The organism is Tenacibaculum sp. TC6 (assembly GCF_050606265.1).
GTDB lineage: Bacteria > Bacteroidota > Bacteroidia > Flavobacteriales > Flavobacteriaceae > Polaribacter.
Window position 1 is genome coordinate 1 of the sequence record NZ_JBOCUK010000051.1, and the last position, 12,348, is coordinate 12,348.

Sequence of the window (12,348 nt, forward strand, 5' to 3'; positions counted from 1 at the left end):
AGTCAACGACTTACTTTTGGTAAGTCACTGACTTACTTTTTTGTATATTTTTTGCAAAATTTGCATGTTTGTACGCAATTTTGTATAAAGCTGTACGTAAACGTGTAAAAAACACAAAATATTGATGTTGAATAGTATATAATTTAAAATAGAAAGCCACCTATACTAAACGTATTTATAGCTTGTTTTTTATTGAATAAAAAACTATTATAACCATTTAAATTAAAAAGGTTATAATAGAATTGGTTGTTATAGGAATGCTTTATTCTTACTGTGTATAATCAAACTATAAAGTCTCTCATTTCAAACTTAGAAACTATTAGTTTTCTACTAAAACTTAATATCGTAAGTATGTACTTCTTTTTGTTCTCCTTCGTAATACTCTACAACCCATTCCGTATTTCTTTTATATACAATACCTTTCTTATTTTTTAATATAAAAACATCTTTAATTCCGGTTTTTAGAATTTCATATACTTTTTCAGGCTTAGTATTAACTAACTGAAATCCGTTAGGAATAGCCTGAGCATATAAAATTGTATTACTTTTTATACTTTCATTTTTTACATCTTTTTTCTCCTCTACTATTAGCTCTACATCATTTGACTTTTCTGTTATATCTTTAGGTTGATATTTATATTTTAATTGCTGAATAGACTTAAAAGCCTCTCTAATAGATTCATGATATGCTTTTTGATACTCTTTTAGTTTACTCTTCCCTACTTGTGATTTATAAACTACGGTATTATGACAATCTCTTAGTTCAACAACACTCTTTGCTGTAAACATTCCTGATTCATCTTTTACATCTCCCGTTAATGCCAAACACCTATTTTTCGCTAAATCATCTGGTAACTGTTCATTATCTAAATAAGCATCAAATCCGTATTTTTTAAATAAAAATTTAGTCAAAGAACTAGTTTGATATTGATCTGCATGTTTTACAAAGTCAAACTTATTAGGAATGATAACATATTTGTAAGCATTAACATTTTTTTGCGCATAAGTAATTGTTGATAACAACAATAATAGTAAGCTTATTTTTTTCATTTATGTATAAATTTAATTAAGTATCATTTTTCAGAGTAACGTAAAATCTACAATCTAATTATAAATATTGTTTTAAATCCACTAATGAATTAATGACAATAACTTCTGAATTATCACTTTTTTCATTCGTAAAATAAATAGCTTTCATACCACTTTGTATAGCTCCCATCACATCAGCTTCATAACTATCTCCTATCATAATTGACTCTTCAGGTAATGCTTGTGCCCGTAATAATGCATGTTCAAAAACTTTCGGATTCGGTTTTTTTACGCCAACACATTCTGAGGTTACTACTACGTTAAAGTACTTTGCTATTCCTGATTTTTCTAACTTTTGTTGTTGTACTTCTTCAAAACCATTTGTTATAATATGCAATTTATACAAGTTCTTTAGGTATTCTAAAGTTTCTATGGCTCCAGTTAGTAGATTATTATAGTTTGGTAAATAATCAATATAATCAATCGCAATTTTATTTATTAAATCATCTGATATTGTATAATTCAATATGTCAAATGTTTCTCTTAATCTACTATAGCGTAGTTTTTCTTTAGATATTTTATCATCTCTATACAACCTCCAATAAGTTAGGTTAATAGGTGAATATACTTCAACAAAATCAGAAAAATGAATGGTTATATTTTGTTCTTGGAATATTTGCTTAAAAGTTAATTCTGAATTCTTTTCAAAGTCCCATAGCGTATGGTCTAAATCAAAAAAAAGATGTTTTATATGAGTCATGCCTCAAATTTAAAGGGATTTATGATTTAAAAAACTATTTTAGCATAAATTTCACATTAAATTTTGGCTGAAAAAAAACTACATATTCTTTTTTTGTGTGGCTGGTATCCTTCAAGAGTTTTACCTAACAATGGTGATTTTATTCAACGTCATGCTGAAGCTGCTGCTTTAAAACATCATGTTTCTGTATTACACATAATCTCTGATGTAACCGTAAAAGAAACATTTGAGTTTTTTTATTCAGACATTAATAATGTACACACTTATATTGCCTATATAAAACCTTCTAAGACCCCATTAATAAAAGGATATCGTTTTTTAAAAGCATTCTTTATACTACTAAAAAAAACTGGAAAGGTTAATCTTGTTCATCTTAACAAGCTGTTTCCTTTTGGTCTTTTGGCTTTGTACTTAAAATGGTTCTGTAAAATTCCTTATATTATTTCTGAGCATTGGACCGGATATCATTTTCCTCAAGCTAACAACATACACAAACCGGAACTGTTTTTTTCCAAAATCATTGTTAAAAATGCTGCATTTATTTGTCCGGTTTCAGATAATTTAAAAGAAGCTATGGTTGCATTAGGTCTTACAGGAAATTACCAAAAAGTACCCAATGTAGTAGATACAGATTTATTTCTTCCTTCCTCTGAAAAAAATAAGGTGTTTACAATTCTTCATGTTTCTAATATGTTGGATAATCATAAAAATGTGTCAGGCATCATAAAAACTATGGTTGAATTATCAAAACACACCTCTGATTTCCAATTAATTTTAATTGGTGAAAACTCAAACAATTACAAACCGCTTGCTAAAAAATTAAACATTGATCATAACATTCTTTTTCTTAAACATCTTCCGCATCAAGAAATTGTTAGCTATATGCAACGTGCTCATGTTTTTGTTTTATTTAGTAATTATGAAAACTTACCCTGTGTTATTTTAGAAAGTTTTGCTTGCGGAACTCCTGTAATAAGCACTTATGTTGGTGGTATTTCAGAATATTTCCCTGATGATTTTGGTTTTTTAATTGAACCTGATAATGAAAAACAATTGGTAAGTAGTCTTCTCAAAATTTATAATGCTCCTACGAGTAACTCACAAGAAATGCACAAGTTTGCTCAACATTATTTTAGCAAATTAAGCATTGCTACTCTTTTTGATTCTTTATATAAAAAGGCATTATCATGACTTTATTAAAAAATTACATAACCGGTTTTTTGAATCGATCGGGAGGCTATGTTTTTACTGCTACTATTGCTTCAAGAGTTTTATCTTTTATAACTTCTTGGATAGCCTTGCAACTTTTAACTAATAAAAGTTTAGGTGAAGTTTTATATGCATGGAATATTATTACTTTTTTAATGCCTTTTATTGGTTTTGGATTGCATCAAAGTTATATCCGTTACGGAGCGATTACTCATCATACAAATGAAAAAGAAGCCTTACTTTATTATGTATTAAAAAAAGGGATTTTAACCTCTTTCTTTTTATCATTAATTGTAGGATTAGTGGGCTTTATATTTCCTTTTAAAATAAGTAATACCGGGATTTACTTAAGTATATTTTCTTTCATTTTTGTTCCTTCTTTTTTAGTTGAAGTGATTAAAATTAAGGCTCGCTTATTTCATCAGAATAAACAACTGGCTTTTATTGAAATTATCTACCATTGTTTACTTATAGTTTTAGTATCATTGCTTAGCTATGTATTAAAAGAAATTGGGTATATCATTGCTTTTATTACGACTCCAATATTTGTCGTTTTTATTTTCAGACATTCAATTATTAACACTCCCAAACTTAAAAAACCTTCTTTTATTGATATTGAATTTTGGAAATATGGTTTTTTCGGAGGACTTTCTAATGTTGCTTCAATGCTACTTTTTGCCATTGACATTCTTTTAATTGGTTATCTTTTAGAAGATTCCGAAAAGGTTACTGTGTATAGGTATATTTCTTTAATTCCTTTTAGCATTTTGTTTTTACCCAGAGTATTTATAACAACTGATTTTGTTGCTTTTACAGAAAGAATCACCCATAAAACATATATTTATAATTATATTAAAAGTTATATGCTTTTGTTTACTATACTCAGCATAAGTTTTGTTTCGTTCTTTTTTATTTTTAAAGAATATACGCTCAACCTCTTTGATTCTTCATTTACTTCTTACACAGATAGTTTTGTTATTTTAAATATTGGAGTTTGTGGTGTTCTTATTTTCAGAGGTCTTTTTGGTAATCTCCTTTCTTCTATCGGAAAAATCAAAGTAAATTATTATATAACCGGTTTTGCTATTCTTATTAACTGTGTTAGCAATTATTATTTAATTCCTTCTTTAGGAATTAAAGGAGCTGCTATTACCTCTGCCAGCCTCCTTTGGTTTACGGGTTTGTCTTCTTGTATTGCTTTTTTTTACTATTATAAACCTCAACTACCTACAAGTACAGTTTAGAATTTTAAAAATATATTATTATAAATTTTGAGATACGTTCAAGAGTGTTCAATACTTACTTCTTGAACTATAATTAACGCTTAATTAATTGAAGTAGCTTAGGTAAATTATTATAATGTAACTGTATATAATTTTCATCAACAGCTCCAAAACTTCTATAATAATCTGCAATATTTTTCATAGAAGAACCTCCAAAATCAAAAGTTTCAAAATGATTACAGTATTTATAAATAGCCCTGTCATTCATAAAAGTATTAGCTCCGTTATTACGATTATTAAAATCTGATGAGCAAACTAACTCTGTTACTCTTTTTTGATATTTTAAGAAAAAGGCTCCGGAAACCAACTTATTATTTTTATCATATACGGTAAGTAATTCACCTATTTTTTTCTCAATACAGACCTCCATAAGTCTACGCAAATTTTCATAATCCTTTTCCTCAATCTTTCTAACTCTTTTTCCTACATTATCTTTAAAAAGATGGATTAAGATTTCAGGATAATCATTCCAATTTTCAACAAGGTCTAATTTTTCAGCTTTTTGTAATTCTCTTTTCCTGTTTCTATTGTAGTTGTTTTTTATGGCGTCGTATTCTTGATTTAGAGATAAAATCTGTAGCTGCTTTTCTTTTTGAAATTTATGGAACATACTAAATGAATTTTTAGCATTCATTCTTAATTCAACAAACTTAAATTTACTGAAAAGTTCGATTAAAAACTCATTTTCATCTTCTACTTCCTTAGAATAAATCCCTAACTGTATAAGCCATAAAGGAGGATAAATATAGGTTATCAGCATTTTTTTTCGCCATGGTAAAGGCATTACAGCGTCGTAATTATTATATACTAAAACTCCCCAATTATCACATACGATATCTAAATACCATGAAAATCCGAAAACATTAGTTTGAATTGAAGTGGCTATACATTCATTATATTTATCTACCTCTAGACGATTTCTGGTTACGTACGATATCATTGATGTTTTACTATTTTTAACATAGAACCATACAACCTACTCCATCCTCTCCAACGTTGATAACCACTTAAACTTTCATTATGAAACAATGTAATAAAAACCCCGTTTACATTTTTTACTTCGTTTTTTAAATCTCTGATTTTACCTAAAGCTTGTTTGGGAGTTAACTTCATATAATCATTTAAAGTAGTATCCATCACCGCAAAAGGAAAAACTTTTAACGGTGTTTGTATTTCAAAATCTATATCATAAAAATAAAATGGTGTACAGGTTCCTGCCCTAAAACCTGCATGACTTGCATAGCCCATAGAATAATCTTCGTCTATTTCTAAATCAATTAATTTTTGATAGGTATCGGGTAATGAAAATCGTAAATAATGCTGACGAGATCTTTTGATAGGCAAATTAGTAATTGCTTCTAATCGTTCTTTTTCTTTTTTTAGCATTACTGTATCATTCATCGTATAATAAGAAGGATGTAAACCTACTCTGGCATAATCAACCATGTCTTTTATTAGCAATTTAAATTTTGCTTTTGATGCAGAAACATTGGTGTCATATGTTGTATAATCTCCTATCAAGAAAAAGAAAATTGTACGAATATCGTGTTCTTTTTTTAGATTTATAATTTTTTGAAATGTATCAAACGGATCTTTCTTAAGATTAAATCGAACAGCAAACCGATCCCACAAATTTAAAATTTTCAAGTGGTATGTATCTTTTAAAAATCCTCCCACTGTTCTAACAAAACTTTTATGTTTATAGGCATAAGCATTGTCAACATCAATTGTTGAAATGTATTTATACTCTCTTTTCTTATACCCAAAATCCGGATAGCGTTCTTTAAGTTCTTCTAAAAACAGATATGCCCAAATGTCAATAATAGGCTTTTCTAAAAAATCATGTTTAAACGCAATACTTTCTGTAGCCTTGTACCTTCCATAAGTATCTTTTATATGAGGTAAATACTCTTCATACCGAGTAATTAAGTAAAAGCTTGCTGAAAATATATCAAAAGGAATGTCTGATTTTTCTCCTTGGTAAAAGAAACATGGAACATTCTTCCATGACTGAACTGTAATTTCTACATCTCTAATTCCTTGTTGAAACAGCAAATCATGGCTTTTAATAAAAAACTCTTTTCCTAAAGCTACTTTAGTATATGAAAGTTTAGGTCCGCTATGAGCCACAAACTCCTCTACTTTAGTAGTAAAATCTATAGGTACTTTTAAAACACGTGTTATTATATGTTTAAATATGTATCTAACCCTAGGAGTTAATTTGTGCGTATATATTAAAAGCATTTTTTCTATTTTGTCTGGTTCGGAATTTATAAAATTCCTTCATCTGCAAAGCTAAAATACGTTTTTTCGGTTATTATTAAATGATCCAGTAATTTTAAATCAAGTGTAATTGCGGCTTGTTTAATTTTCTTTGTCAACTCAATATCTGCTAAACTTGGTTTTAATTTACCGGAAGGGTGATTATGACATAAAATTATACCTACAGAAGAAAGTTCTATAGCTCTTTTAAAAACTAAACGAACATCTACTAACGTAGCTGTTAACCCTCCTTTACTTATTTGGTGTTTGGCTAATACTTTATTGGAATTATTCAAATATAAAACCCAAAACTCTTCATGCCCTAAATCGCCAATAAGGGGTTGCATAATTTTTATAACTTCCAGTGAACTTGTTATTTTCGGAAGTGTTAATCTATCTTCAAATTGCCTTCTTTTTCCAAACTCCAATGCTGTTACAATAGTAATTGCTTTGACCTCGCCTATTCCTTTAAACTGCATTAACTCTTCTACAGATAATTTAGACAATTTATTAAGGTTATTATCTACCGTTTGTAAAATTCTTTTAGATAAGTCAACTGCACTTTCCTCTCTATTACCTGAACTAATTAAGATGGCTATTAACTCAGCATCTGATAAAACACTTTTTCCTTTCAATAACAACTTTTCTCTGGGTCTGTCATCTTCAGCCCACGATTTTATGGATAACTTTTTCACAATACAATTTTTATTTTTCGAGATAAATATAAATCATTTTTTGCACAACCCAAACAAGCACAGTATCTTTGTGGGCTATCTTTTTTTATTTTACAGTATGAAGATTATTATAGCCGGAGCTGGAGATGTCGGCTTTCATTTGGCTAAGTTGTTATCTTACGAATCACAGGATACGTATGTTATAGATTTTGACGGAGACAAACTCAATTATATTAATAACCACTTAGATGTTATTACTAAAAAAGGAGATGCTACCTCTATAAAATTATTAAAAGAAGTAGGGATTGGTTCTGCTGATTTATTATTGGCTGTAACTGAAAGCCAAAATACAAACTTTACCATTTCTGTTATTGGCAAGGCTTTAGGCGTTAAAAAAACAATTGCCAGAATAAGTAATCCTGAGTTTTTAAGCAATGAAATTGTTGATTTTCAAAAATTTGGTGTTGATTTTATGATTTCTCCTGAAGAATTAGCGGCTAAAGAAATCAAATTATTATTAAATCAATCATCTTTTAATGATACGGTAGCTTTTGAAAACGGCGTTTTTAATGTCATGGGAACTACCCTTGGCTATAAATCACCTATTTTAGATTTAACGGTAAAAGAAGCTAAAGATAAATTTTGTTTAGTTGATTTTATTACCATTGCTATAAAAAGAGAAGGAATTGCTCAAACAATCATTCCCAGAGGAGATTCAACCTATAAATTAAATGATCAGGTTTATTTTTCTGTACCAAGCTATAGTATTGATAAGCTATACCCTATTATTGGAAAAGAGTACATAAACATTAAAAATGTAATGATTCTCGGAGGTAGTAGAGTGGGTAGAAAAACAGCCCGAAAACTATGCAAAGACAACTTTAGAGTTAAGTTAATAGAAAAAGATAAAGACAGAGCTTTACAATTAGCTGAAGAATTACGTAATACTTTAGTTATTTATGGGGATGGTAGAGATTTAGAGCTTTTAGAAGAAGAAAACATAAGAGAAATGGACGCTTTTGTGGCTGTAACAGGTGATTCTGAAACGAATATCATGTCTTGTTTAGTGGCCAAATCAAAAGGAGTAAAAAAAACAGTAGCTTTGGTTGAAAATATGGATTATATTAATATTTCTCAAACCATTGGAATAGATACTCTTATTAATAAAAAATTAATTGCTGCAAGTAACATTTTCCGTCATATTCGAAAGGGAGAAATTTTAGCATTAGCTAACCTTCATAATGTTGATGCCGAAGTTTTTGAGTTTGAAGTACAACCAAACGCAAAAGTTACCAGAAAAGTAATAAAGGAATTACGTTTTCCAAGAGAAGCTATTATTGGTGGAGTAATTAGAGACGGTAAAGCCTTAATGTCTTTCGGAGACTTTCAACTACAAAGCGGAGACAAAGCCATTGTTTTTTGTTTACCCGAAGCCATATCAATTGTAGAAGATTTATTCAACTAATGGAAAATCTCAATCTAAAAATTATTTACCGCTTTTTAGGTATAACGGCTGTTTTGAATGGTTTATTTATGTGGATGGCCGTTCCTTTTAGTTTATACTATAAAGAAAAAGCCGTTTTAGGTATTTTAAATGCCGGTATTATTACTATTGCCATAGGTTTATTATTGTACTTTTTTAATAAACCTATATCAAAAAATATTCAAAAAAAAGAAGGATACTTAATTGTAACGTTAGGTTGGTTAACGCTTTCTTTTACAGGAATGTTACCTTATTTACTATCTGGAACTATCCCTTCTGTTGCTGATGCCTTTTTTGAAACCATTTCCGGTTATTCAACCACAGGTTCATCAATATTAACAGATATTGAATCTATGCCCAAAGGAATTTTGTTTTGGCGTAGTGCTACACACTGGATTGGTGGCATGGGAATTATTGTTTTAACCATTGCCATATTACCTTTATTAGGTATTGGAGGAATGCAGTTATTCATGGCAGAAGCTCCGGGGCCTTCTGCAGATAAATTACATCCAAGAATTACAGATACGGCTAAACGTTTATGGTTAATTTATGTGTTGCTAACATTTGTTGAATTTTTATTGTTAAAAATTGCCGGAATGACATGGTTTGATGCAATTAATCATGCTATGGCAACGGTTAGTACCGGAGGGTTTTCAACAAAAAACGCCAGTATTGCTCATTGGAATCATATGCCTTGGGTACAATACATTATCATATTTTTTATGTTTGTGGCTGGTACAAACTTTGTTTTAACGTATTATGCCCTAAAAGGTAAACTGTCTAAGGTTATTAATAGTGAAGAGTTTAAATATTATTTTTTTAGTATAGTAGGTATATCTTTATTGATTGCTTTCACTATTATTTTCTTTCAAGACCCTAGTTTAAAAACCTCTATAGAACATCCAATGATTTTTGGGAAAACAGAAAGTGCTCTTAGGCATTCACTATTCTCTGTTATTTCAGTAGTAACAACTACCGGTTTTGTTTCTGCCGATTTTACCATGTGGAACTTTTTTGCTACGGCTATTTTCTTTGCTCTTTTTTTTGTAGGTGGATCTGCCGGTTCAACTTCAGGAGGTGTTAAGGTTGTTAGACATATTGTAATGCTTAAAAACAGTTTTTTAGAGTTTAAAAAATCATTACACCCTAATGCTATTATTCCGGTAAGGTATGATGGTAAAGCTGTAAGTCAAGCCATTGTTTTTAACATACTTTCCTTTTTTATTTTATATATGCTAATCTTTATTGTTGGAACTGTAGTTTTAGCTTTATTAGGTTTAGATATTAAATCTGCTTTAGGCGCTTGTGCCTCATCATTAGGTAATATTGGGCCTGCTATTGGAAGTGTAAGCCCTGTTGATAATTTTGCCCATTTATCAATTGGAGCAAAATGGTTTTGTTCTTTCTTAATGCTTATTGGCCGTTTAGAATTATTTACCGTATTAATTTTATTAACGCCATTTTTTTGGAGAAAAAACTAACTTCTTAAAATATTACATAAAATTATATTTTTAAACTTAATTTCAGGTTTGTTTCTTCGCACATATTCCTCTTTCAAATACTTCTATACCCAAATAAAATACACTTACGATTGTTTCTATAAAACCTATTCCATAATATAATTAAATTTGGTATGGGAAAATAAATACATAGAATACAAACAATCATCCATTTTTATATTTAAAAACATTTCTTTATATTCACAAAGGATATAAATCACTAATAACCAAAACGAAACATTAACTACTAAATTTTATTATTATGGATCCAATATTAGGTCAAATCATGATTTTCGCCGGAAACTTTGCTCCAAGAGGTTGGGCTTTTTGTGACGGACAATTACTACCAATTTCACAATACAATGCTCTATTTTCCATTTTAGGAACTACCTACGGGGGAGATGGAAGAACTACCTTTGGGTTGCCGGATTTGCGAGGTAGAGCCCCAATTGGACCGAGACAAGGACCTGGATTAACGGATTACCGTTTAGGACAAAGAGGAGGGGAACAAACACATACGTTAAATATTACCGAAATGCCTTCTCACAATCATTCAACACAAAATGATCCAAGCCGTGACCAACACATATTACTTAGTACTGATAATGGAGTTAACGAAACCCCTGCTGTAGGAGACGTTCCATCTGTAGGTAATTATCCAGATGGATTAGTTTCTAAAAAAACTAAGAACTTTGGACCTCCAAACAATGTTGTCAACGGTCAAACTATAAGTGCAAATGCCGGACTTAATATTCTAAATAGTGGAGGTAATCTAGCTCATAATAACATGCAACCCTATTTAGCCATAAATTATATTATTGCTATGGTAGGAATATATCCTTCTAGAAATTAAAACTAAATAAATACTCCCACTATAGTGGGAGTATTTATTTTTATTATTAATACTTAACTAAATCAATCTAGCAATTATGAAAAAAACTACTTTTTTATGGAATACAATTGTTATTTTTTTATGTAGTCTTCAATTAAATGCTCAAACCGTATTTGATTGGGAATCTTCAAGTGGTTCGGGTACTATTACACAAACTGTAAGCGGTATAACAGCCTCTGTAACAACCTCTGACTCAAGTACTATAATAACAAACGCAGGAGGTTTTGAAGGTACTTCCGGTAACGTAATTTATACTTCTTCATCAAGTGCTACTAGTATGACTGTAACATTTAATGCAAGTGTTAATATTACAAGTGTATATGCTTTTACTGCAGATTCTACTTCTGCTATTTGGGCTTTTACACCAACAGGGGGCAGTAACTCAGCCATACAATCAAGTATACCCGGTAATACTGGAACAACTGTAAATCTTAACTGGGTTGGTGTAACGTCATTTACTATTACAAATACTAGTGGAAGCACTAATCCTTTCTTTGGTATAGATAATATAATCTTACCACCAGCATGTACAGATCCAGATGTGCCTACAGTTACTACTACCAATTCTACCATTTGTACCGGTAGCAGTACTACACTAAACATATCTGGTAATTTAAATGATGCTACTAATTGGCATATTTATACCGGTTCATGCGGAGGATCTCAAATAGGAACTACTGCTACAGGTTCTTTTAATGTAAGTCCAACTTCAACTACAACTTACTATGTAAGAGGTGAAGGAGGTTGTGTTACACCAGGAAGTTGTGGTACTGTGACTGTGACTGTAAATAACCTTGATAATGCATCTTTTAACTACGGCTCTTCTGCCTACTGTCAAAATGCTTCTGACCCATCACCTACTATCACAGGACTTACAGGAGGAACTTTTAGTTCTACTGCGGGACTAAGCATTAATGCTTCTACAGGACAGATAGATGTATCAGCTTCAACACCTAATACCTATACTGTAACCTATACAACAGCTGGTACTTGTCCTAACTCTTCAACTACCTCTGTTACTATTAATGCTTTAGATGATGCTTCTTTTAGCTACGGAGCTTCTTCGTATTGTGTAAATGCTTCTGACCCATCACCTACTATCACAGGACTTACAGGAGGAACTTTTAGTTCTACTGCGGGACTAAGCATTAATGCTTCTACAGGACAGATAGATGTATCGGCTTCAACACCTAACACCTATACTGTAACCTATACAACAGCTGGTACTTGTCCTAACTCTTCAACTACCTCTGTTAC

At 30.5% G+C, this 12,348-nt stretch carries 10 protein-coding genes and 1 pseudogene; 6 read left to right on the plus strand and 5 right to left on the minus strand.

Annotation, left to right across the window (positions count from 1 at the left end):
* Window positions 1–330: 330 nt before the first annotated feature.
* Both ACQY1Q_RS16500 and ACQY1Q_RS16505 read right to left on the minus strand, forming a co-directional pair.
* A complete protein-coding gene (locus ACQY1Q_RS16500) occupies window positions 331–1,050 on the minus strand; it encodes a hypothetical protein (protein WP_431006435.1) in 720 nt (239 codons plus the stop codon).
* 58 nt (window positions 1,051–1,108) lie between these two features.
* Complete coding sequence (locus ACQY1Q_RS16505) at window positions 1,109–1,789, minus strand: YjjG family noncanonical pyrimidine nucleotidase (RefSeq protein ID WP_431006436.1); 681 nt, start codon at window positions 1,787–1,789, stop codon at window positions 1,109–1,111.
* A gap of 63 nt (window positions 1,790–1,852) precedes the next feature.
* Between ACQY1Q_RS16505 and ACQY1Q_RS16510 the strand changes: the two genes are divergently transcribed.
* Both ACQY1Q_RS16510 and ACQY1Q_RS16515 read left to right on the plus strand, forming a co-directional pair.
* The gene (locus tag ACQY1Q_RS16510; RefSeq protein ID WP_431006437.1) at window positions 1,853–2,980 is read left to right on the plus strand and encodes a glycosyltransferase; all 1,128 of its coding nucleotides are present in this window, start codon (window positions 1,853–1,855) and stop codon (window positions 2,978–2,980) included.
* Window positions 2,977–4,242, plus strand: coding sequence for a polysaccharide biosynthesis C-terminal domain-containing protein (locus tag ACQY1Q_RS16515; RefSeq protein ID WP_431006438.1), 1,266 nt, complete (start codon window positions 2,977–2,979; stop codon window positions 4,240–4,242). Before ACQY1Q_RS16510 ends, ACQY1Q_RS16515 begins: the two co-directional genes overlap by 4 nt.
* A 73-nt stretch (window positions 4,243–4,315) precedes the next feature.
* Here the strand turns inward: ACQY1Q_RS16515 and ACQY1Q_RS16520 are convergent, their stop codons facing one another.
* Genes ACQY1Q_RS16520 through radC form a run of 3 tightly spaced genes read right to left on the minus strand, consistent with a single transcriptional unit; the run spans window position 4,316 to window position 7,238 of the window.
* Window positions 4,316–5,221: a hypothetical protein gene (locus ACQY1Q_RS16520; RefSeq protein ID WP_431006439.1), complete on the minus strand. Its 906-nt coding sequence runs from the start codon at window positions 5,219–5,221 to the stop codon at window positions 4,316–4,318.
* Entirely contained in the window at window positions 5,218–6,525 is a 1,308-nt protein-coding gene (locus tag ACQY1Q_RS16525) for a polysaccharide deacetylase family protein (protein WP_431006440.1), read from the minus strand. Before ACQY1Q_RS16525 ends, ACQY1Q_RS16520 begins: the two co-directional genes overlap by 4 nt.
* Before the next feature lie 26 nt (window positions 6,526–6,551).
* Window positions 6,552–7,238 (minus strand): RadC family protein, encoded by a 687-nt coding sequence (gene radC, locus ACQY1Q_RS16530; protein WP_431006441.1) that lies wholly within the window; start codon window positions 7,236–7,238, stop codon window positions 6,552–6,554.
* 97 nt (window positions 7,239–7,335) lie between these two features.
* Between radC and trkA the strand changes: the two genes are divergently transcribed.
* From trkA to ACQY1Q_RS16550, 4 genes and pseudogenes are all read left to right on the plus strand, one after another.
* Entirely contained in the window at window positions 7,336–8,682 is a 1,347-nt protein-coding gene (gene trkA, locus ACQY1Q_RS16535; RefSeq protein WP_431006442.1) for a Trk system potassium transporter TrkA, read from the plus strand.
* On the plus strand, window positions 8,682–10,181 hold the full coding sequence (locus tag ACQY1Q_RS16540) for a TrkH family potassium uptake protein (protein WP_431006443.1): 1,500 nt from the start codon (window positions 8,682–8,684) through the stop codon (window positions 10,179–10,181). Before trkA ends, ACQY1Q_RS16540 begins: the two co-directional genes overlap by 1 nt.
* Window positions 10,182–10,461: 280 nt before the next feature.
* Entirely contained in the window at window positions 10,462–11,052 is a 591-nt protein-coding gene (locus tag ACQY1Q_RS16545; RefSeq protein WP_431006444.1) for a phage tail protein, read from the plus strand.
* A 76-nt stretch (window positions 11,053–11,128) separates the two neighbouring features.
* Window positions 11,129–12,348: pseudogene (locus tag ACQY1Q_RS16550) on the plus strand (hypothetical protein); the annotation flags it as partial.